This window comes from Micromonospora sp. NRRL B-16802 (assembly GCF_001279555.1).
In the GTDB taxonomy this organism is placed as follows: Bacteria; Actinomycetota; Actinomycetes; order Mycobacteriales; family Micromonosporaceae; genus Micromonospora; species Micromonospora profundi.
In genome coordinates this window covers 263441-284937 of the sequence record NZ_LGEB01000097.1, presented here as the reverse complement: position 1 = coordinate 284937, position 21497 = coordinate 263441, and the positions used below count along the sequence as shown (strand labels likewise).

The following is a 21497-nucleotide window of genomic DNA, read 5'->3' as shown; positions in this document are numbered from 1 at the left end:
GCGGGGCTCGCAACCCCGGCTCACTCCTCGCGGTCACCGCGCCGCCCTCCGCTCCCGACTGCGGGGCTCGCAACCCCGGCTCACTCCTCGCGGTCACCGGACTCCCCTTTCTGTGGCGGCCAACCGCCGCCGTACTCCTGCACGGATCTCGTCGTGGATGCCGCCCGGCAGCTCCAGCCGGGGCAGTGCGGTCAGAGCCAGGTCGAGCAGCTCCGCCGCCGCGGCGGCCAGCTCGGGGTCGGCCAGGCCCTGCCGGGCCGCGGCCGACCACCGGTGCGCCGTCGGGGCACCGATCGCGTACGCCGCACGCACAGTGCCGGGATCGGCGAACAAGGCGCTCAGCACCGCAAGCGGCAGACGCCAGGACCCGCCCGGCTGGGCGTCCAGATACCGCAGCTCCAGGTAGCCGCGCGGACGGACAGGCGGAAAGAGGGTGCTGACGTGGTAGTCGAGGTCATCGGTGGTCGGCGGGTCGGGCAGTGCCCCGTCGATCCAGTCAGCGAACGTCACGCCCGGCGGCGGCGCCCAGTCGCCACACTGACGGCGCAAGCACAGCAACGGCGCGGCGAGCACGTACCGGATCCAGGTGGCCGTCGGATCGTCGTCGGCCTGACCCGGCACCCAGACCGGACGGGTGCGGGCCGGATCGATTGCCAGCCAGGCGGCCATCCGCGCGGAGGCCCAACCGGTGCGTCGGCCCGCGTGGCGGTCGGCCGAGGCGAACACCGCAAGCAGCGGCGGGCCGACAGCGTGGGCCGCCGCCCACCGTGCCTCCACCTGGTCGGGCTCGCCGGCGTCGAGACAGATCTGCAGGCCGGCGGTGCTGTACATCATCGTCCGGCCGGCCGGACCACGCCTGTCGAAGGCATCGCGCATCGCGCGGTAGCGGGGAGTTTCCAGCACCGGGCAGGGCCTGCGGTGCGGGTCGATGCCACTGCGACCGAGGACCAGACCGGCGGCGGCCAACAGGTCGGTGACCTGGGCGATGTCGGCCTCGGTGGCGCGGATCAGCGCGGCGGTCGAGGACCGCGGAGGGGTGGAGATCTCCAGCTGGCCGCCCGGCTCCAGCGTCACCATGCCGCCGTGTCGCAGCGGCTCGGCGGGGCTCGTCGCGTCAAGCGTGACGGGGCTGTGTCGGCCCAGCGCCGCCCGCAGGCGCCTCAGGTCGACCGGCCGAGCGGGATCGTCGGCGTCGTGCACGGTCCATTCCAGTTCGACACCCGTATGCGTCGGCGGACCGGTCTTGAAGCAGATTCGGGCGAGGTGCCGGCCCGCCGCAGCGGACTCACGCAGGATCGCGCTGCGGTCCAACTCGGGCGATGTCACCACCAGGGGTGCCTCCTCTGCGTGCGCCACGTCCGAAACACTCTGCCACCGTAAATCCACCCTGTGACACCGTCGCGGCGTCGACGACGCCACCAACCCCTGTCTAACAGACGAATTTCCCGGTGCAGGGCGGAACGAACCCCGCCGGTCGCCGCTCAGGCCGGGCTGGACTCCGCCGGCCGCGACGGCTTGACCTTCGCCGATTCCGGCGGCGTCGACGGGCCGGGCGGAGAGGGCGGCGTGGGCGGCGTGGACTTGCCGGGCTTCGCCTCCGGCACCAGCCGCTGGCAGTACGCCTCGACCTCGGCGGCCCCTCCGGCGGCGGTCACCAGCCGCTGGAAGGACGGCGTCCGCAGGGCCTTCTCCCGCTGCCCGGGCTTCTTGGCCTGCCAGGCGCGACACAACCCGTGCAGGTGGCTGTTCGGCGACGCCCCGGCCTGCGGCGTGGGCGGGGCGGGCTGCACGCCGGGCCGCGTGGTCGACGGCGTCGGCCGGCTCGGCGCGACCGACGGCGACGCCGCGGTGCCGCCGGAGGTGGACGGCGCGCTGGTGGGTGCCGGCGGCTCCGGATCGGGCGTCAGGTCCAGGCCGGCCGCAGCGAACGCGGCACCCGCCGTGGCGGTCGCGGCCACCGCGCCGATCCAGGCCAGCGCTCCGGTGGTCAACCGGCGGCCATGCGGACGGCGGGCCACCGGTGGCGCAGCGGTGACGCCCTCCGCGGCCCGGGCGGCCCGGAACGCGGCGACGGCGGCCTCCGTACCGGCCAACTCCTCTGGTCGGGCCGGCGCGGCAGCGGCGGCGAGCAGCCGGGCCACCGGCTCGGTCGAGGCAGTTTCGGCCGTCGCCTCGGCGTGGGCCGCGTCGAGCAGTCGCTCGGTCTCGGCGCGGTCGGCACGCCGATCCGGCCGGTACGGGTTCATCGGGAATCCCCTCACGTCAGCCGTCCGCCTGCTCGGCCTGCGACGTCGGCCGGGAGCTGCCGGTCCGCGTGCGGGGTGCGGGCGACGCCTGGACCGTCTCCGGCGCGACACCCTCGGCGGCCGAGCGGGCCGTCGTGTCGGCCCTCGGCATGGTCGTGGCGTCGGCCGAGGGGCAAACCGTCGGTGGAAGCGCGACAGCAGCGGGCGACGCTGTGGCCGTCGCCGACTGGTCCAGCAGGGCGGCGAGCCGTCGCAGACCACGGTGCGCGGCGGTGCGGACGGCCCCGGCCCGCCGGCCCAGCACCCGACCGGCGGACTCCGCGTCCAGTCCGATCACGGCCCGCAACAGGACGGCTTCGGCCTCGCGGGGCGGCAGGGTGGCGATGAGCGCCAGGGCCGCCTCGGTGCCGATCGTCTCGCCCGCCCGTTCGGCGGTGTCGGCGTCGCCGGCCAACTCGGTGAGCGCCTGCACCGGAACCGGCAGCGATGGCCGGCGGCGCAGCCGGCGCAGGTGGTCCATCGCCCGGTTGCGGGCGATGGTGACCGTCCAGGCGCGGAACTCGCCGCCGGTGAAGCTGGGCAGGTCGCGCGAGATCTGCAACCAGGTCTCCGAGGCGACGTCCTCGGCGTCCGCGCCCACCAGGGCTGTCAGGTAGCGCAGCAGCCCCGGCTGGAGAGTCCGGTAGAGGAGGCGGAAGGCATCCTCGTCCCCGGCCTGCGCGGCGGTGACCGTCTGGGACAGCTCCCGCACCCGCACCGCCCTCCGCCGAAGTCCGATCCTGCCCGCCTCCGGGCCGGCCGGGCGAGGTGTCGGGGCCAGCGCCACGGTGGTCAGCTCTCGACGCGCTGCCCGCCGGGCGGCCCGAGCCGGGCTAACGGTAGGAGGGGACCACCGGGGCGACAAGTTGGGGCCGTGTCACGGATGAGTGACAATTCTCAAGCCGCTCCACCGGCGTGCCGCCGTAACAGACGGTACGGAACGGACGCTTCGCACCGTCGCGGGCGCCGAGTGGTGGCGATCGGGCCGGCGGCACGCAGGACTGTGTCGCACATTCTCACGGGATGCTGTCGTGGCGTCACACACCGGCCACGTCCACAGAGGTCGGGGCGCTGTTGCCGGTGAGGACGGCCACCTGGCCGACCGGTCGCGGCGCGCCGTTCCGCGCCACTCTGGGTACGGTAAGGCTGTGTTGTCATCGGAGGTTGTGCTCAGCGGGCGGTACCGCCTGGACGAACGTGTCGCCACCGGCGGCATGGGTGACGTCTGGCGTGCCACTGACCTGGTCCTCGGCCGACAGGTCGCGGTCAAGGTCCTGCTGCCGGCGCTTGTCTCCGACCCCGATTTCATCGCTCGGTTCCGGGCCGAGGCACGGATCATGGCGGCGCTGCGGCACCCCGGCATCGTCCAGGTGTACGACGTCGGCGAGGACGACCTGCCCTCCGGCGGCCGGGCGGACTATCTCGTCATGGAGTTCGTCGACGGCGAGCCGCTGTCCAAGCGGATCGAGGCGGCCGGTCGGCTGGACGTGGCCGAGACGATGTCGATCGTGGCCCAGGCGGCCCACGCCCTGAGCGCGGCGCACCGGGGCGGCATCGTGCACCGCGACGTCAAGCCCAGCAACCTGCTGGTCCAGGAGGACGGCACTGTCGTCCTCGTCGACTTCGGCGTGGCCCGTTCGACGAACGTGACAAGCATCACCAGCACCAACGCGGTGCCGGGCACGGCTCTCTACATGGCGCCCGAGCAGGCTGCGGGTCGCCCGGTCAGCGGCGCCACCGACATCTACGCGCTGGGCGCTGTCGCGTACTGCTGCCTCACCGGCGGTCCGCCGTTCACCGGCGACAACCCCCTCCAGGTGGCGGTCCGGCACCTGGACGACGAGCCGCCGGAGTTGCCGCACGACATCCCGGAGGCGGTTCGCGCCCTTGTGTCGCGGGCTCTGGCGAAGGATCCGGCCGACCGGTTCAGCAGCGGCTCGGCGATGGCCGAGGCAGCCCGTACGGCGGTGACCGGCGGCGAGCCGCCGACGGCGATGGCGTCGGCGGCCCCGCTGCGCGGGGCCGGGCCGGGCACCAGCACCGACGTGCCGCTCGGCGCGGCGGTGGCGACCGCGGCGGAGTCCGGGCGGCGGCGGCGGCGCGGGCCGCTTGTCGGTGCGGCCGGAGCGGTCCTTGTCGCGCTCGTCGGTCTCGGGGCGGCGTTGAGCGCGGTGGGCAACGCCGGCGACGAGCCGGCGGTCAACCTACCGACCAACGCACCGTCGCAGAGGCCGACCGAGCAGGTGGAGGTGCCGGCGGCCAACGAGCAGATCACCGAGGATCCGGGCCGCCCGAGCCGGCCGAACACTCCGGATCCCACCTCCTCGACCTCGATCACCCCGACGCCGAGCACGCAGCCCAGCGAGCCGGCCACCAGCCCGTCGCCGACGGCGAGTCCCCCCGGCACGTCGCCAACCACGCCGAGCGTCCCGCCAGCGCCGACGCAGACGCAGGCCCCGCCCGACCCGGTGCCCACCACGACCGCGCCGACCGATCCGGACGCTCCTCCGGCCGGTCTCTGATTCCCACGAGCACCACTATCCCCAAAACGGACTTACGTCGCCGTTCTTCTCTCTAGGCTCTGAGCAGGTCATTTCCACCTGCTGCGGGAGCCTGCGTGAGTGCTGAGAAGTTGGTCGTGATCGGCCAGGGGTACGTCGGACTGCCGTTGGCGATGCGCGCCGTCGAGGCCGGACTCGACGTGGTCGGCCTCGACGTCGACGCCGACCGCGTGAAGCGGCTCGCGTCGGGCGAGTCGTTCGTCGAGGACATCCACACCGATCGGCTGGGCCGGGCACTGGGCAGCGGCCGATACCACCCCAGCACCGAGTACACCGACGCCGAGGGCTTCGACATCTGCGTCATCACCGTCCCCACGCCGCTGCGCGACGGCACCCCGGACCTGAGCTTCGTCGAGCAGGCCGGCGTCGGCATCGGCCCGTACGTGCGGCCGGGCTGCACGGTGATCCTGGAGTCGACCACGTACCCGGGCACGACCGAGGAGTTGCTGCGCCCGCTGTTGGAGGCGGCCAGCGGGCTGACCAGCCCCGGTGACTTCCACCTCGGCTACAGCCCGGAACGGATCGACCCGGGCAACCCGACCTGGCGTCTGGAGAACACCCCGAAGGTGGTCTCCGGTGTGGACCCGGCGTCGCTGGCCCGGGTGGACGGCTTCTACAAGCGCCTGGTGGAGCACACGGTGCCTGTGGACTCCACAAAGGTCGCCGAGCTGACCAAGCTGATCGAGAACACGTTCCGCCAGGTCAACATCGCGCTGATCAACGAGTTGACAATGCTCTCGCACCACCTGGACATCGACGTGTGGCAGGCGATCGAGGCCGCCGAGACCAAGCCGTTCGGCTTCCTGCCGTTCCGGCCGGGCCCAGGTGTCGGCGGGCACTGCCTGCCGATCGACCCGTGCTACCTGTCGTGGCAGGTCAAGCGACGCCTGGGCCGGCAGTTCCGGTTCATCGAGCTGGCCAACGACGTCAACCACGAGATGCCCGAGCACGTCACGCAGCGGATCACGGCGGGTCTGAACCGGGACGGTCGGGCGGTGAACGGCGCTCGGCTGCTGCTGCTCGGGCTGGCGTACAAGAAGAACACCGGGGACATGCGCGACTCCCCCGCTGTCGACGTGGCCCTCCGCCTCCGGGCGCTCGGCGCCGAGGTCCACGCCGTCGAGCCGTACGCCGAGGCGCACCACATCCCGGCAGGGATCACAGTGGTCGGGTTGACCGAGCGGGAGGTGCGGGACGCGGACGCGGTGGTGGTGGTCACCGACCACGACAGCTTCGACTACGACCTGGTGGTCGAGCACGCCCGGTACGTCTTCGACACCCGCAACCGGTGCGTCGGCCCGATGGTCGAGCGCCTCTAGGCCCGGCACCGCTGGCCGGTCCCGCCGCCGGGGAAGACGGCGGGACCGGCCGGCGGGTGTCGACACCTGCCGACAGGGCCGCTGAGGCGCCGGTCACTGCTCGCCGAGCGCCTCGACCACGGGTCGGGAGAGCGCCCGACGTGCCGGCAGCACCGAGGCGAGCAGGGCTGCCAGCACCGCGACGCCGAGGATCAGCCCGAGCTGACCCAGTGGCAGCACCACGTGGAAGTCGCCACCCAGGCGGGCGAGCACTGCCATCGCCGCGGCGCTGACCCCGGTGCCCAGCCCGATGCCGAGCACCGCGCCGACCAGCGCCATCAGCACCGCCTCCACGGCGAGCATGGCCCGCATGCGGCTCCGGGTCATCCCGACCGCCCGCAGGACGCCGTTCTCCCGGGTGCGCTCCACCACCGAGAGGCTCAACGTGTTCGCCACGCCCACCAGGGCGATGACCACGGCGAGGCCGAGCAGCGCGGTGACGAACGCCAGCAGCATGTCGACAGTGCCGGTGAGCATCTTCTTGTACGCGCCCTGATCCAGCAGGTTGACCGTCGGGTAGCGGGCCAGCACCGCCTCGATCGCGTCGCGGGCCCGTTCGGCGCTCACGCCCTGAGCTGGGTCGATCTCGGCGAGGAAGCCCCGCTGGTCGGGAAAGAGGGCAGTGAAGTCCGCGCCGGTCAGGTAGATGACGTGTCCCGCGGGCACGGCACCGGCGACCGGGGCGGTCCCGTCGTCGGCGACCACAGCGCCCACCTGGAACGACCGTCCCGCGATGGTGAGCGGGGAGCCCGCCTGCCAGCCGCGCGCCTGCGCCAACTCCCTGTGCACGAGCGCCTGCCCCGGCCCGAGCCGCCCGACGTCGCCGCTGAGCGTCCGGCCGGCCAGCGCCGGATGGGCGGTGCGGATCCGGACGTCGTCGCTGATCATGGTGCGCTGCTCGTGCACAACGCCCAGTTCCGGCAGTGCCGCCAGCTCGGCGGCGAGCAGCGCGGGCAGGTCCTGCCCGATGCCGGTGACCACGAAGTCCGTACCGATCTGGGCGTCCACGTTGCGCTCGATGCCGTCCTTGGTGCTGCGCGCCCCGACAACGAACGCCGACACCAGCCCGATCCCGATGACCAGGGCCGTCGCGGTCGCGGCGACCCGGCGCGGATTACGGACCGCGTTCTCGACCGCCAGCCCTGCTGTCGTTCCGACCAGCCGGCGGACGGGCCAGCCGATCACCCGGACCAGCGCCGGTACGAGCACCGGCCCGAACAGCACGATGCCGAAGAACGCGAGCACTCCGCCCAGTGCCACCAGCAGCACCTGCCCAGCGCTGGCGGCACCGACAAGCGTGGCGATGCCGAGGCCGAGCACCACCGCGCCGAGGGCCAGTCGCAGCAGGCCGGCGCCCTGGCTGGGCTGCACCGCGGCGTCGGTGAGCGCGGCCACCGGCGCTACCCGGGTGCCCCGCCAGGCCGGCAGCAGCGCGGCGGCCACTGTGAGCGCGGTGCCGAGGAGCAGGCTGGTCAGCACTGTCGAGCCGGCCACTGTCAGCCCGCCGGTGAACGGCACGTCCAGCCGGGACATCAGCAGCCGCATCGCGGCGGCGAGGCCCACACCGAGCAGCACACCGAGCGCGGAGGCGACAAACCCGACAAGCGCCGACTCCAGCAGGGCGGCCCGGAAGACCTGCCCCCGGGTGGCGCCGACCAGGCGCAGAAGCGCGGTCCGCCGGGTGCGCTGGGCCAGCACGATGGCGAAGGTGTTGGCGATCACGAAGCCGGCCACCACCACCGCGACACCGACAAACGTGAGCAGCAGCATCGTGAACTGGTTGAGGTCACGGACCGCGTCGTCGACGGCGTCGTCGAGGATCTGCTGGCGGCCCTTCACCTCGACGTCGGCGCCGACGGCCGCGCGTACCCGCTCGGCAAGCGCCGCACCGGAGGTCCCGGCCCGCGCCGCCACCATGATCCGGCCGTAGCCGCGCCCGTCGGTGACCGCGAGGGCGTCGGACCCGACCAGACCGATGAACGGTCCGCCGACGTCGCGGATGGTGCCGGCCACGTCGACGGTCCCGACAAGGGTGTACGGGCGGGCGGCGCCACCGGTGCCGCCGATCTGGACCGGGGCGCCGAGGGTGAAGCCCTCCTCGGCAACTGTGGGCGCGTCGAGCACCACCTCCCCGGCGCTGTCGGGCAGCCTGCCGGCGACCACGTCGTACGAGCGCAGGGCTGGTTCGGTGGGGATGGCGGCGAGCACGGCGAACCCGAGCACCGGCCGGCCGTCGACGCCGAGAATCCCCGCCGTGCCGGTCAACTCCCCGGCCGCCGCGGCCACCCCGTCGACAGCCCGGACCCGCTCGACCAGGCTGGCCGGCAGTGGAGTGTCGCCGCGCGGATAGACACCGAGGTCGGTGTGCCTGTCGAACACACCGGCCCGGTCGTACGCGCCGGCACGCATCCCGTCGGCGAAGATCAGAGTGCCAGCGATGAACGCGACGCCGAGCACGACGGCCAGCGCGGAGAGCAGCATGCGCAGGGCTTCGGCGCGCAGCGAGCGCAGCGTCATTCGGATCATGGAGAGGCTCCCGGTACAGGCGTGGATCGGTCCCCTCGACGCTATGGCCGGTGCGCTCCGATCGTTCTCCACCTGCGCGCTCGACCCGCGTACGCCCTGAGTAGCCCTCGGCCCGCCGGCCATACGCCCCGGGTCGTACGTCAGGTCACCGGCCGGGGGTCACCAGTCCGCTCTCGTAGGCAAGCACCACTGCCTGGACGCGGTCGCGGAGCTGGAGTTTCGCCAGGATCCGACCGACGTGGGTCTTCACGGTCGCCTCGGCCACGTGGACCTTCGCGGCGATCTCGGCGTTGGAGAGCCCCTGCGCGACAAGCAGCAGCACCTCGCGTTCCCGGTCGGTGAGCTGCGCCAGCCGGGGGTCGGCGGTGGGGCCGGCGCCAAGCTGGCCGGCGAAGCGGTCCAGCAGCCGACGGGTGATCGACGGCGCGACCACCGAGTCGCCCTGGGCCACCACCCGGATCGCCGCCAGCAGTTCCTCCGGTGGGACATTCTTGAGCAGGAAGCCGCTCGCCCCGGCCTGGAGCGCGGCGAACGCGTCCGCCTCGGTGTCGAAGGTGGTCAGCACCAGCACCCGGGGCGGGCCGGTGGGACGCTCGGCGCAGAGCCTGCGGGTCGCCTCCACCCCGTCCATGGTGGGCATCCGGATGTCCATCACGACCACGTCGGCCTCGGTGCGGGCGAGCACGCGCAGCGCGTCGGCGCCGTCGATGGCCTCCCCGACCACCTCCAGGTCGGGCTGGGAGTCCAGCACCATCCGGAACCCGGCGCGTACCAGCGCCTGGTCGTCCACGATCACCACCCGGACCGTCATGCCGCGATCACCTCCGTTGCGGGTTCCGACCGTAGCGGTAGCCGGGCCTCCAGCTGCCAGCCCCCGGTCGGTCGGGGGCCGGCGGTGAGGGTGCCGTCGTACACAGTCACCCGCTCGCGCATGCCGAGCAGGCCGTGCCCACCGGACGGCGCCGGGCCCACGGCCGGGCGGCCCTGGCCGTCGTCGACGACCCGGACCACGACGACGTCGTCGGTGTAGGCGAGGGTCACCTCGACGTCGGCGCCGACGCCCGCGTGTTTGAGCGCGTTGGTGAGCGCCTCCTGCACCACCCGGTAGACGGTCAGCTCCAGGCCGGGCGGCAGCGCCGGCGCGTCACCGGTGACGGTGTCGCGCACGCGCAGCCCGGCGTCGCGGAACCGGGCCAGCAGATCGGGCAACTCGGCCAGGGCGAGGCGGCGGTGTTCCGGGTCGGACACCACCGCCGACCCGCCGGCGTCGGACGGGCCGGCATCGCGGAGCACCCCGACCAGTCGCCGCATCTCCTCCAGCGCCGCCCGACCGGTGTCGGCGACCACCTTCACGGCGGTGCGCGCCTGCTCGGGCTTCACGGCGGTGCGCGCCTGCTCGGGGTCGCGGTCGAGCATGAACCGTGCCCCGTCCGCCTGCACGATCATCACAGCCATGCTGTGCGCCACAACGTCGTGCAGCTCGCGGGCGATCCGGGTGCGTTCCTCGGCGACTGCCGCCCGGGACTCGGCCTCCCGCTCGCGTTCCAGGGTGTTGGCGCGTTCCTCCAGGCTGAGCACGTACAGCCGGCGGGTGCGCACGTTCAGCGCGACGAGCCACACCGCTCCGGTGACAAGCGCGTACCACATCGCGGTGCCCCACCAGCTGATGCCGGCGGGGGTCTGCGCGGCGGCGAGCAGCACACCCACGGCGGCCACCGCGCCGGCGAGGACACCGTCGCGCAGGCGCCTGCCGTACTTCACCACGCTGTAGAGCGCGATCAGGACGGCGACGTCGAAGGCGAGCGGACCCCACCCGGCGATCACCTGTAACAGGGCGAGCGTCCCGACCACCACTGTCACCGCGCACGGGTGCATGCGGCGGAACAGCAGCGCCACGGCCATCGCCGCTCCAACGCCGCTGGCGGCCCAGCCGCCCGGCTGGTTGGTCGCCCCGGCAAGACCGAAGAGCAGCACCCCGGCCGAAACGGCGACGTCGAACGCGACACCGCGCAGCGGGCGACCGAACAGCGTGCGACTCACGGTCACCCAGCGTACGCGCTGGCTGGCCGCCCTTTCGCTCAGCCGGCGAGGGCCTGGCGCATGCGGTCGATCTCGACGGTCTGTTCGGTGGCGACGGAGTTGGCGAACTCGCCGAGCGTCAGGTCGGAGCCGACCTTGAGGAGGTTGGTGGCCATCTCGATGGCACCCTCGTGGTGTTCGGTCATCATCCGGACGAAGAGCCTGTCGAACTCGGCCCCGCGGGCGGCGGCCAGTTGCCGCAACGCCTCCGGTGACTGCATCCCGCGCATGGTGCCGTGGTCGTGCCCCGGGGCGTCCTCCGGGATGCCACGGGTCTTCAGCCAGCCGCGCATCAGGCCCATCTCCGGGCCCTGGCTCGCCCGGATCCGGTCGGCGAGGGCGCGGACGGCCGGGTTGGCGGCGCGGTCGGGCGCCAGTTGTGCCATCTCCAGGGCCTGCGCGTGGTGCGGGATCATCATCCGGACGAACCAGACGTCGAACGAGTTGTGTGGGGCGGCGCCGGCGTCGCGGACCTCGTGGGCCGGCCGGGTGGCCGCGGGCTCGCCGGGCCGGCCGGGTGCGATGACCGTGAGGTCGGTGGGTACCGGGCTGACGGTCGGCGCGGCGGTGGGTGCCGAGACCGGCTGCGCGGCGGACGTCCCGGAGGTGTCCCGTGCGCGGAGGACGACGAACGCCACCACGGGCAGCAGGAGCACCAGTGTGACAAGCGCCAGCAACCGTGCGCGCCGACTCGTCATGGGCCACTCCCTGGGGTCGAGGTAGTCGCGATGCTATCCATTGACAAAGGCGTTGTGATGTGACGCGGCTCACATCGACACTCTTCTTCCGGCGGTAATGTGCGCACATCGTCTCCCCCGTGCGAAGGGCCCCGCCGATGATCAGACTCCACAAACCACAGTTCCGACAGATTCGGATCGTGGCGCTCGCCGCCACCGGCCTCCTCGTCGCCAGCGTCCTCACCGCACCGGCAAGCAGCGCCCAGGTCGTTCCACAGTCGGCTCCGGCGCCCGCTGCCGCCAACACGATCCCCGGCGTCGACGAGATCGTGAGCAGCCCCAACCTCCGCCAGATCGCCAACATCCCGAAGGTCGCGCCCCTCGACGGGACCAACAGCGACCTCGCCTTCCAGGGCAAGTACGCCTTCGCGGGCAACTACAACGGCTTCGTCATCTACGACATCTCGCGGCCCAGCGCGCCGAAGGTCACGTCGCGCGTGTTGTGCCCGGGGTCGCAGAACGACATCTCCGTCCACGGTGACCTGCTCTTCCTCTCCACCGACTCGTCCCGCAGCGACGACTCCTGCAACAGCACTACGCAGGCGGCCAGCGTGAAGGAGTCGTGGGAGGGCATCAAGATCTTCGACATCAAGAACAAGGCCAACCCGCGGTACATCAAGTCCGTCGAGACGGCCTGCGGCTCGCACACCCACACCCTGGTGCCGGGCAAGGACCGCAAGGCGGTCTACCTGTACGTCTCGTCGTACAGCCCGCGGGCCGAGTTCCCCGACTGCCAGCCGCCGCACGACTCCATCTCCATCGTCAAGGTGCCGCTGAAGAAGCCCACCGACGCTGCCGTGGTCGCCACGCCGAACCTGTTCCCGGATGGCGGTTTCCCGGGCAGCACGAGCGGCTCGGCGACCACCGGTTGCCACGACATCACGGCCTACCCGGAGAAGGACCTGGCCGCCGGCGCCTGCATGGGTGACGGCATCCTGATGGACATCCGCAACCGGGAGGCGCCCCGGGTGCTCAACCGAGTGCGGGACACGACCAACTTCGCGTTCTGGCACTCGGCCACGTTCAACAACTCCGGCACCAAGGTGATCTTCACCGACGAGTTGGGTGGCGGCGGCGCGGCGACCTGCAACGAAGCCATCGGCCCGAACCGGGGCGCGGACGCCATCTACGACATCACCGGTCGCGGTGACGCCCGGAAGATGAACTTCCGCAGCTACTACAAGATCCCCCGCAACAACGCGGACACCGAGAACTGCGTGGCGCACAACGGCTCGCTGATCCCGGTGCTCGGGCGGGACATCATGGTCCAGGCGTGGTACCAGGGCGGCATCTCGGTCTGGGACTTCACCGACTCGGCCAAGCCGAAGGAGATCGCCTTCTGGGAGCGCGGTCCGCTCTCGGCCGACACGCTTGTCGGCGGTGGCACCTGGTCGGCGTACTACTACAACGGGTACATCTACTCCAACGACATGGTGAAGGGCCTGGACGTCCTGGAGCTGAACGACTGGCGCACCTGGACCGCCAAGCTGGTCAAGTACAAGGAGCTCAACGTGCAGACCCAGCCCAGCTACCTGAGCTGGTAGTCGTTACGCACTGATCTGGCAGGCACCGCGCAGGACGCCGGGCCCGGTCCCCGAACCTCGGGGGCCGGGCCCGGCCACGTTCCAGAGGTACGGGTGTGCCGCTGCCGGACGGCAGGCGAGCACCCGGTGCGCTGGTGGGACTGGTCACCACGACGGGGCCAGCGCGGGCGCCGGACCGGCGTTGGTGAGAACGTGGTCAGACGTGAAGTCCGTCGCCGTCGCCGTCGCGCCCCTCTCCGACGCGCCCCTCCCCCCACCCGGGCCGACCCGGCGCTGGCGTCCCCATCCGCTCGACCTGGTAGCTGCCGTCCTCGCCGTGGCCGGCGCGGCCTGCGCGCTCGGCGGGCTGCTCCCCCGCGCGGAGACGGCCGCCACCCTGCACCGCGTCCTGCCGCTGCTGCTCTTCCTCGGCACCGTGATCGTGCTCGCCGAGTTGACCGCCGTGGCCGGCGTCTTCGACGTGCTGGCCAGCCGGCTGGCCGGCGCCTCGCGTGGCAGTTGGGCGGCGCTGTTCCTGCTCTGCGGCGGCCTCGCCACGGCCACCACCCTCGTGCTCAACCTGGACACCACCGCCGTGCTGCTCACCCCGGTGCTGCTCGCGCTGGCCCGCAGCCTGCGCGTCCCGGCCGGCCCGCTCGCCGTCACCACGGTCTGGCTGGCGAACACCGCCAGCCTGCTGCTGCCGGTGTCCAACCTGACCAACCTGCTGGCCGCCGACCGGGTCGGGCTACCCCCGCTGGCGTACGCGGCGCGGATGGCGCTGCCGCAGGCCGCCGCCGTGGCGGTCACCATGACGCTGCTCTGGTACGCCTGGTGGCGGCGAGAACGGCCGGTCGGCGGGCGCTTCGTCCCACCCGCCCGGCACGTACCCGCCGACCCGGTGCTGTACCGCACCGCCCTCGCGGGCTGCATGCTGTTCGTGGCCGGCATCCTCGCCGGTGTGGAGATCGGTGTCGCCTCCACCGTCGCGCTCGCGCTGGTGCTCGTCGGATTCCTCGTCCGCTCCCCCGCCACACTGCGTCCCGCCCTGGTGCCCGTACGCCTGCTGCTGCTCGTCACCGGCCTGTTCCTGGTGGTGCAGACCCTGGGCCGCCACGGGCTGGACGACCTGGTGGCCCGGCTGCTCGGCACCGACGGCGGGACGGCCGGTGCGCTGCGCGCCGGAGGCACCGGGGCGCTGCTGGCCAACGCTGTCAACAACCTGCCGGCGTACCTGGCCGGCGAGTCGGTGCTGCCTGCCGGCGACGAGACCCGTCTGCTGGCCCTGCTCATCGGCACCAACATCGGCCCGCTGGCCGCGCCCTGGGCGTCGCTGGCCACACTGCTCTGGTTCGAGCGGTGCCGGGCGGCCGGGGTGACGGTGCCGATGCGCCGGTTCGTGCTGAGCAGCGCTCTGCTGGCCGTCACCGGCACGCTCGCCGCGGTCGGCGCGCTGCTGCTGGTGAGCTGAGCGGCGAGCGGTCGCGCTGGCGTCACACGGCCGACCGCTGCACGGCGAGCATGAAGCAGCCGTACACCACGTTGCGGCTGTGCAGTTGGTGCACCGCCGGGTCGGCGAGCAGCTCGACGATCACCGCCTCCGGGTCCGTACCGTCGTGCAACCGGCCGCCGCAGATCCGGCCCTGCCGGTCGTACGCCCGCAGGACCTGGGGTCGTCCCCGCCACGCAGGCGGGTGGACGCCCGCGGGGTCCGGGCCCGGACAGGCGGCGGCGTGCGCGAAGACCGGGCCGACCTCCCGGTACGGGCCGGCAGCGACCGGCGGCGCGTAACCGAACAGGAGCAGCTGTTCCCCCTGTTCGGCGTCGCGCAGGCAGCAGCGCAGCGGTTCCCCGCCACCGGCCGCGAGCGCCTCGACCGGTCGGTCGGCGGCGTCGCGGCCGGTACGGCGGACGGTGTCGAGCGCTGCGGCCGGGAGGGCGTGGATGCGGAATGAGCTGTTCGTCATCCGTCCAGCCTTGCCCGGCGGCCGCACGGACGCTGGCGGCAATCGGACCTGGCGCTGGGCGGATCAGTCCCGGTACACGGCGAGCTGGAGTTCGGTGATGCCCTTCTCCGGGGTGTCCGGGCAATACTCCAGGTACAGCTCCCGGGCGAACCCGTCGGTGCGGTAGCCGTTCTCATCGATCCACCGGGCGAGCGTCTGCATGCTCGACTCGACGTCGTCCATCGCGCCGTGGTGGATGATGGTCGCCGCGCTGCGCAGCCCGGGCAGCTCCCGCATCGTGACGTCGAAGGTCGCGGACGGCTCGGCGTCGACAATGACCCCGGCGTGGACGACGACGGCGTCGCCTTCCGGGTCGGCGGGCTCGTACCAGGCGATGGCCGGCCCGGTCGGGGTGACACCGGCAGCCGACAACCGGCCGAACAGCTCGGGGTAGAGCGGCTGGATCACCGGGCCGATGTCCTCGGCCTGGTAGCTGGGTGCGACGGCGGTCAGTTCCGCGAGGCGGACCGGCGCGATCTCCTTGAGTACGACGTCCTGGGTGGTCATCCGACCCTCCGATTCGATCATGCGGAGCCTCGCCTCGACGGCGGTCAACCGCGCGGTGTCGGCGGCCAGCTGTTCGGCCAGCTGGCTGCGGCGCAGCCGCAACATGCCGCGCAGCTCGGCGACGTCGACGGCGTCGTCGAGGATCGCCCGCACCTGGTCGAGAGTGAGACCCAGGTCCTTGAGGGCGATCACCCGGTTGAGCCGGCGCAACTGGTCCGCGCGGTAGAACCGGTATCCGGTGTGCGGGTCGACGCTTGCCGGGCGGAGCAGCCCGATGCTGTCGTAGTGGCGCAGCATCCGCACCGACACCCGGCCGAGTCTGGCGAAGTCTCCGATGGTGAACATGGTCCCCCCACACTCGCCCCTGACATCGTGTCAGAGTCAAGCGCACCGCACCGGCCCGCGGCCCGGTGGAGGCACCGCTCAGCGGCGGGGTGGGCGCGGGCCGACGAGCCTGCGGACCATCGGCGCGGCGTTCCACTTGGCCGCACCGACCAGGTCGCGGGCGTGCTCCAGGACTGTGTAGTCGGGCCGGTTCATCCCGTCGGCGATGGCCCGGTCCAGGTCGTTGCCGCACCGGCTCAGCACCGTGTCGAAGTCCCGGCGGACCGGCTCCAGCAGGTCGTAGCCGAACGCGCGGTGCATGCGGGCGAACAGCGGCTTGTACAGGCGGACGCGCTCGTGCAGCCCTGACGAGTACGACATCGGGTTCTTGGGCCGCCGCAGCACATAGTCGGGCAGGACGTCGGCGAACGCCCGGCGGACGATCCACTTCTCCTGACCGTCGCGCAGCTTCAGGTCCAGCGGCAGCCGCATCGCCAACTCCACGACGCTGAGGTCGAGAAACGGCACCCGAGCTTCCACGCCGTGGCCCATGGCGGCCCGGTCGACCCGCTGCAACTCGGTGCGGCACAGGTTGCGGATGCGATGCAGGAACAGCCGCCGGGACGCGACCGGGTCGACCTGGTGATACATCGAGTAGCCGCCGAACAGCTCGTCGGAGCCGTCCCCGGTGAGCACCACCTTGACGCCCAGATCCCGCAGCCGCCGGAAGATCGGCACCGAGACGACGGCGTTGATGATGTCGCCGTACTCGGTCAGCTCGGAGATCCGGATGGCCTCGCGCACGTCGGCCAGCCGGATGTCGCGCGGGCGCAGCTCGACAACCACGTGCGGGACGTCGAGGTCGGCGGCGAGCCGCCTGGCGTACGTCACGTCGGGGCTGTCCGGCACGCCGACGGTCACCGCCACACAGTCCGGATGGATGTCACGCACCTGCCGCAGTGTGAGCGAGCTGTCCAGCCCACCGGAGAGCACCACCCCCACTGTCAGGTCCGTGTCCACCCGCATCCGGATGGCGTCGGTCAACGCGGCGCGGACAAGCAGGGTGGCCTCGTCCGGGTCGTCGATGACCGGCAACCCCTCACCGATGGTGAGCAGGTCGACGTACGGGCGCAGGCGCACCTGCCCGTCGGGCTCGGCCCAGCCGTGCTGCCCCGGCGGCACCTCCACGATCGGGGCGCGGTGCCCGACGAGCGCCTTGACCTCGGAGGCCACGTGCAGACAGCCGGGTCGCCGCGACCAGTACAGGGGCTTCACCCCGAGCGGGTCCCGAGCCAGGTACACCCGGCCGGTGGCCCGCTCGACGATGGCGAACGCGTACTCGCCGCGCAGGCGGGTCACCGCCGCCTCGCCCCACTGCTGGAACGCGGCGAGCAGCACCTCGGTGTCGCTGTGCGTACGGAACACCTGCCCGAGGCGGGTGAGCTGGGCGCGCAGCTCCCGATGGTTGAAGATCTCGCCGTTGAAGCAGAGCAACAAGCGCTCGTCTGTGGAGGTCCAGGGCTGCACGGCCCGATCCCGGTCCACGATCCGCAGTCGGCGGGTGCCGGCGAGCAGCCCGTTCTCGGAGCGGGTCTCGGTGACCTCACCTCGGGCGGCGAGGGCGGCGAGCATCCGCCGGAAGGTGGCCGGGTCAGCCTCGGTGCCGATACTCAACGCGATGCCACACACGGGCTCAGACCCCCAACTCGGCCTCGTACGCCCGGCGCAGTCGACGCCGGGCGGTGGGTGCCAGGCACAGGTGCCAGGCCTGGCCCTCGTCGATCACGTTCAGCTCTCCGGCCTCCTGCCGGGCCAGCAGCAGCTCGGCGAGGGCCTCCCGCGCGCCGAACCGTTCGAACCAGGCCAGTTCGACGTCAACGGAGTAGCCGAGGCAGTGCCCGCTGGGCAGCATCGCCGCGTAGCCCAGGCGGCGCAGGCGGTACTGGTGCTCCGTACTGCGGACAAGGCTTGTCACCCACAGTGGCGGCGTGGCCGGGGGCGCGGTGGCGGCGAACTCCCGCCCGAGGTCGTTGAGCAGCGCCACAACCTCCCGCCGGGCGCGCCGGAACAGCAGTCCGGCGGTGCGCGGTGTCGCGTCCGGCCGCAGTCGGCGGCGCAGCCCCCGCGCCGCGCGGCCCAGCACGGTGGCCGGCTGCTCCTGGTAGCGGAAGCGCAGCAGGTCACGGCGGCGCAGCCACTCCAGGTCGACGAGCTCGGCACTGCCGTTGACCTGGTCGTCGGTGACGAACACCGGCGCGTCCTGCCACCACAGCACGTCGATGCGGGAGAGCAGGTAGATGCGGACCAGCGCGGTGAGGTCCCGCGCCGAGGTGCGGTCGTTCGGCTGGTAGCGGGCCATCTCCAGCAGCAGCGTCTCGCGCGCACCGAGCAGACCCTGCGGGGTGGCGTCGAGCACCGCCGCCAGGGCGGGCTCGCGCAGCCGCTGGTCGATGAGCACCTGCCGGGCCCGGGTGCTGGCCGCGTCGGCCAGGGCGCCCACCTCGACGAGCAGTTCGGCCACGGCCGCCCGGTAGGCGGCGAGGTCGGGTGCGGCTGCGGCGGTAAGCCGTCGAGGGCTGCTGCCGAAGGGCTGGCGGCGGGCCGGCGCGGTGGGCGACGCGGGCGTGCCGGGCTGCTGTCCCGGGCTACGACTGGGCACTCGCATGACGGGGTCCCTTCTCCGGTCACGGCACTGGCAGATCGCCCTGAAACACACCGTAATCATCGGGACCGGCATGGACCGAACAATCCTCCTATCTGCCCCGAACGGGAGCGGGCAGGGCGAGGCGGCGCAGGTGCGACAGACGGGAGCGGGTCAGGCGGGCCGCGCCGTCAGGCACCGGCCGCCGTCGCCAGGCCCTGCACCTCGGCGTACGACAGAAGGCCCGCCGGGTCGACGACCCCGTCGGAGCGCACCACGTCGGCGGTGTCGAGCGCGGCGGCCAACGCGGCGCGGAACAGCAGGGAGCCGGTGCTGACCCGGGCGACCCCGGCGCTGCCCAGCTCGGCCACGCTCGGCCCACCCGGTTGGTACAGCGCGTTCACCGGCGCGTCGATCCGCCCGGTGAGGACACGCAGCGTCACCTCGTCGACGACGCCGGGCACGAAGATCCCGTCCGCTCCGGCTGACCGGTAGATCCGGGCGCGGGCCAGACCCTGCGGCAGCGGGTCTGCCACGCCCAGCCACCACGCGTCGGTACGGGCGTTGACGAACAGGTCCGGTACGGCCGCCTTCACGGCCGCGATCGTGTCGGCCGTGCCGTCGGGGTCGGCGAGGGTGCCGTCGGGGCGTCCGTCCTCCAGGTTGATCCCGACCACGCCGAGCCCGGCCAGCTCCGACACGTACCCGGCGACGGTCGCGGGGTCGTCGCCGAACCCGGCCTCCACGTCGACGGTGAGCAGCACCGGCAGCCGAACGATCCGGCGGGCCAGAGCCAGCGTCTCGGCGGCGGTGGCCGCGATGCCGTCCGGTCGACCGGCGGCCGCGGCGACGCCGAGGCTTGTGGTGCCGATCGCTGGATGGCCGCGTGCCGCGAGGGCCGCCGCCGAGGCGTGGTCCCAGGCGTTGGGCAGCAGCAGCGGCCGGCCGGACCGGCCCGCGTCGTGCAGGGCACGGAACGCCGCACGCCGCTCGGTGTGGGCAGTGGTTCCGGTCATCGGACGGTCACCTCCAAGCTCGTCGGCACGCGCAGGGTGAGGTGTGGCTCGTGCCGCAGCACCGCATCGGTACGCCGGCACCGCTCCCGCAGCACGTCGAACACCCCGGCGGCGAGGGCAAGGGCGTGCCGGTCACCCGGGCAGCCGCGCTCCCCCGCGCCGAAGGTCACCATCCGCGCTCCGGGCCGGCCCGGACGGAAGGCCTCCGGGTCGGTGAACTCCCGTGGGTCGCGGTTGGCCGCGTCGAAGCGCAGCAGCACCGGGCTGCCCGGCGGAAGATGACGACCGCCCAGGCGTACACCGGTGACAGTCACCCGACGGGTGGCCCGCACCGGCGGGTCGAGCCGGAGCACCTCGGACAGCATGTCGGCGGTCTCCAGAGCCCCGGGCGGGTTCGGCGCGGCCGGTGCCAGCAGATGGTGGGTGGCGGCGCCGATCAGACCGGCGGTCGCGTCGCACGCCTGGACGAGCAGGCCGATCAGGTTCGCGCGCACCTCCGGCGGGCCGGCCGGCGCCAGAGTCAGCAATCCCGCCACCGCCCGGTCGGCCCGCTCGACAAGCGCCGGGTCGACCCCCGGGTGGTATGCGGCAGCCACGACAGCGACCGCCGACGCGGCGGCGACCGGGTCGGCGTAGTCGAGCCGCCGTGCCAGCACCCGCAGCGGCACCGCCCGGGCCAGGTCACGCATCACGTCGAGGCTGTCACCGGCGGCGTCCAGAACACCGGTGGTGAGGCGGCCCGCCTCGTGTCGCAGGTCGTCCGGATCGAGGGCTGCCAACGCGTCCACACCGATCGCCCGCCGCCCCGCGTGGCGCTGCGGCGGGCTGAACCGGCTGACCTCGGAGCGCAGCCAGGCGAGCGTGCCGACCGGACCGGTGTCGACGGCCGGCACCTGGAAGGCCGGATCGGTGAGCGCCGCCCGGACGTCGACGTGGCGGGTTACCCACCAGCCACGGGCAGGCGCGAACGAGGGTGGGCCACATGCCGGCGTTGCGGCGGCGGGCGCGATGACGGGCCAGGTGTCGGTCACCGCCCGACCGTAGGACCCGAACCGTTCGCCCCCGACCGAACAGTCCGCCCGCGCCCGCGTGATCGTGCTCGATCCAGGATCCTGTGGCCTCGACCGCGAGCGATACCACTCCATCCTGGATCGTGTGCCCGCTTTCGGGCGGGGGAACGCCCCTGTGGCGCGAACGGGTGCCGTTCGGGTCGGGGCGGTTACGTGACGCGCGCCGGTGCGTTGAGTAGTGCGGCGGGCCTGCTGGTTCGGGCTGGTGCGGGCCGCCGGAGATCGGCAACCAGCCCGTGTGCAGGTTCGGGGGAACCAGTTGTGACGGTGGCGGTGTGGGCGGGTCTGACGATCCAGGCGGCGGCCCTGATCTGGGTGCACACCCTGGTCAGAGGTGAATGGGGGCGCAGGCCGGGGGCGTTGATGCTGGCCGCTGCCGTGGTCTTCCACGGCGTCACAGAGGTCATGCAGGCGATGTGGCCGGGGCGCAACTTCTTCCGCACGTACGTCGATCAGCAGTTGATCGACAACTGGATCCTGCTCGTCTCCGTCGCCATCACCTGCTACGCCCTCACCTACGGGTCGGTCGTGCTGCGCTCACGGCACCGCAAGCCGGCCGCCCACGCCCACGACGAGGCCGGTCTCGCACGGCTGCGCCTGCCGTGGCTGCTCCTTCTGGTGCTGCCGCTCCTCGTGGCGACCGGGCAAGGCAAGGGAGCGCTACAACCGCTGGCACCGGTGGCCGCCGAGAGTGATATCCCCGAGCGTGGCGGCGTGCTCGTCGACCTGGCCGGTGAGTTCCTGGTGCCGGTGGTCGGCGTCATCGGGGCGGTCATCCTGGTGCGCTGGGGGATGCGGTGGCTTGTGCCCGTCCTGGCGGTGCAGGGGGTGCTGCTCGCGCTGGCGGGCACGCGGGCAATGATC

At 72.8% G+C, this 21497-nt stretch carries 17 protein-coding genes; 4 read left to right on the top strand and 13 right to left on the bottom strand.

Annotated features, from left to right (window positions below; genetic code table 11):
* Nucleotides 1-93: 93 nt before the first annotated feature.
* The 3 genes from egtA to ADK66_RS26750 all read right to left on the bottom strand — a co-directional run bounded on the left by egtA (nucleotide 94) and on the right by ADK66_RS26750 (nucleotide 3072).
* Complete coding sequence (gene egtA, locus ADK66_RS26760; RefSeq protein WP_053660121.1) at nucleotides 94-1329, bottom strand: ergothioneine biosynthesis glutamate--cysteine ligase EgtA; 1236 nt, start codon at nucleotides 1327-1329, stop codon at nucleotides 94-96.
* Nucleotides 1330-1481: 152 nt separating this feature from the next.
* Entirely contained in the window at nucleotides 1482-2246 is a 765-nt protein-coding gene (locus ADK66_RS26755) for a hypothetical protein (protein ID WP_053660025.1), read from the bottom strand.
* Nucleotides 2247-2262: 16 nt separating this feature from the next.
* Complete coding sequence (locus ADK66_RS26750) at nucleotides 2263-3072, bottom strand: RNA polymerase sigma factor (protein ID WP_231640207.1); 810 nt, start codon at nucleotides 3070-3072, stop codon at nucleotides 2263-2265.
* 361 nt (nucleotides 3073-3433) lie between these two features.
* Between ADK66_RS26750 and ADK66_RS26745 the strand changes: the two genes are divergently transcribed.
* Both ADK66_RS26745 and ADK66_RS26740 read left to right on the top strand, forming a co-directional pair.
* On the top strand, nucleotides 3434-4807 hold the full coding sequence (locus ADK66_RS26745; protein ID WP_082377683.1) for a serine/threonine-protein kinase: 1374 nt from the start codon (nucleotides 3434-3436) through the stop codon (nucleotides 4805-4807).
* A gap of 95 nt (nucleotides 4808-4902) precedes the next feature.
* Entirely contained in the window at nucleotides 4903-6165 is a 1263-nt protein-coding gene (locus tag ADK66_RS26740; protein WP_053660020.1) for a nucleotide sugar dehydrogenase, read from the top strand.
* Nucleotides 6166-6258: 93 nt separating this feature from the next.
* Here ADK66_RS26740 and ADK66_RS26735 read toward each other — a convergent pair whose 3' ends face one another.
* The 4 genes from ADK66_RS26735 to ADK66_RS26720 form a co-directional block, all read right to left on the bottom strand.
* Entirely contained in the window at nucleotides 6259-8730 is a 2472-nt protein-coding gene (locus ADK66_RS26735; protein ID WP_053660018.1) for an ABC transporter permease, read from the bottom strand.
* A gap of 145 nt (nucleotides 8731-8875) precedes the next feature.
* Nucleotides 8876-9541, bottom strand: coding sequence for a response regulator transcription factor (locus tag ADK66_RS26730; protein WP_053660016.1), 666 nt, complete (start codon nucleotides 9539-9541; stop codon nucleotides 8876-8878).
* On the bottom strand, nucleotides 9538-10776 hold the full coding sequence (locus ADK66_RS26725; RefSeq protein ID WP_053660014.1) for a sensor histidine kinase: 1239 nt from the start codon (nucleotides 10774-10776) through the stop codon (nucleotides 9538-9540). The genes ADK66_RS26730 and ADK66_RS26725 overlap by 4 nt, the downstream gene beginning before the upstream one ends.
* Nucleotides 10777-10808: 32 nt before the next feature.
* Nucleotides 10809-11507, bottom strand: a complete 699-nt coding sequence (locus ADK66_RS26720; RefSeq protein ID WP_053660012.1) for a DUF305 domain-containing protein — start codon at nucleotides 11505-11507, stop codon at nucleotides 10809-10811.
* Between the two features lie 137 nt (nucleotides 11508-11644).
* Between ADK66_RS26720 and ADK66_RS26715 the strand changes: the two genes are divergently transcribed.
* The gene (locus tag ADK66_RS26715; RefSeq protein WP_053660010.1) at nucleotides 11645-13090 is read left to right on the top strand and encodes an LVIVD repeat-containing protein; all 1446 of its coding nucleotides are present in this window, start codon (nucleotides 11645-11647) and stop codon (nucleotides 13088-13090) included.
* Nucleotides 13091-13292: 202 nt separating this feature from the next.
* Nucleotides 13293-14540, top strand: coding sequence for an SLC13 family permease (locus tag ADK66_RS26710; RefSeq protein ID WP_053660008.1), 1248 nt, complete (start codon nucleotides 13293-13295; stop codon nucleotides 14538-14540).
* A 22-nt stretch (nucleotides 14541-14562) separates the two neighbouring features.
* On the opposite strand, the gene ADK66_RS26705 is transcribed toward ADK66_RS26710, so the two are convergent.
* The 6 genes from ADK66_RS26705 to ADK66_RS26680 form a co-directional block, all read right to left on the bottom strand.
* Nucleotides 14563-15036 (bottom strand): DUF1203 domain-containing protein, encoded by a 474-nt coding sequence (locus tag ADK66_RS26705; RefSeq protein WP_053660005.1) that lies wholly within the window; start codon nucleotides 15034-15036, stop codon nucleotides 14563-14565.
* 63 nt (nucleotides 15037-15099) lie between these two features.
* Nucleotides 15100-15927 carry a MerR family transcriptional regulator gene (locus ADK66_RS26700; RefSeq protein WP_053660003.1) on the bottom strand — a complete coding sequence of 276 codons (828 nt, stop codon included), beginning with the start codon at nucleotides 15925-15927 and terminating at the stop codon, nucleotides 15100-15102.
* 78 nt (nucleotides 15928-16005) lie between these two features.
* Nucleotides 16006-17595 carry an asparagine synthetase B gene (locus ADK66_RS26695; protein ID WP_053660000.1) on the bottom strand — a complete coding sequence of 530 codons (1590 nt, stop codon included), beginning with the start codon at nucleotides 17593-17595 and terminating at the stop codon, nucleotides 16006-16008.
* Between the two features lie 4 nt (nucleotides 17596-17599).
* Nucleotides 17600-18571, bottom strand: a complete 972-nt coding sequence (locus ADK66_RS26690) for a DUF5715 family protein (RefSeq protein WP_053659998.1) — start codon at nucleotides 18569-18571, stop codon at nucleotides 17600-17602.
* A 167-nt stretch (nucleotides 18572-18738) separates the two neighbouring features.
* Complete coding sequence (locus ADK66_RS26685; protein ID WP_053659996.1) at nucleotides 18739-19563, bottom strand: isocitrate lyase/phosphoenolpyruvate mutase family protein; 825 nt, start codon at nucleotides 19561-19563, stop codon at nucleotides 18739-18741.
* A complete protein-coding gene (locus ADK66_RS26680; RefSeq protein WP_231640206.1) occupies nucleotides 19560-20594 on the bottom strand; it encodes a cytochrome P450 in 1035 nt (344 codons plus the stop codon). Before ADK66_RS26680 ends, ADK66_RS26685 begins: the two co-directional genes overlap by 4 nt.
* Nucleotides 20595-21497 lie beyond the last annotated feature (903 nt).

Bases quoted from the DNA above. Each gene is read 5' to 3' on its own strand.
- ADK66_RS26735 (WP_053660018.1), bottom strand. From the start codon at position 8,730: ATGATCCGAATGACGCTGCGCTCGCTGCGCGCCGAAGCCCTGCGCATG.
- ADK66_RS26755 (WP_053660025.1), bottom strand. From the start codon at position 2,246: ATGAACCCGTACCGGCCGGATCGGCGTGCCGACCGCGCCGAGACCGAG.
- ADK66_RS26730 (WP_053660016.1), bottom strand. From the start codon at position 9,541: ATGACGGTCCGGGTGGTGATCGTGGACGACCAGGCGCTGGTACGCGCC.
- ADK66_RS26720 (WP_053660012.1), bottom strand. From the start codon at position 11,507: ATGACGAGTCGGCGCGCACGGTTGCTGGCGCTTGTCACACTGGTGCTC.
- ADK66_RS26715 (WP_053660010.1), top strand. From the start codon at position 11,645: ATGATCAGACTCCACAAACCACAGTTCCGACAGATTCGGATCGTGGCG.
- ADK66_RS26690 (WP_053659998.1), bottom strand. From the start codon at position 18,571: ATGCGAGTGCCCAGTCGTAGCCCGGGACAGCAGCCCGGCACGCCCGCG.
- ADK66_RS26685 (WP_053659996.1), bottom strand. From the start codon at position 19,563: ATGACCGGAACCACTGCCCACACCGAGCGGCGTGCGGCGTTCCGTGCC.
- ADK66_RS26700 (WP_053660003.1), bottom strand. From the start codon at position 15,927: ATGTTCACCATCGGAGACTTCGCCAGACTCGGCCGGGTGTCGGTGCGG.
- ADK66_RS26705 (WP_053660005.1), bottom strand. From the start codon at position 15,036: ATGACGAACAGCTCATTCCGCATCCACGCCCTCCCGGCCGCAGCGCTC.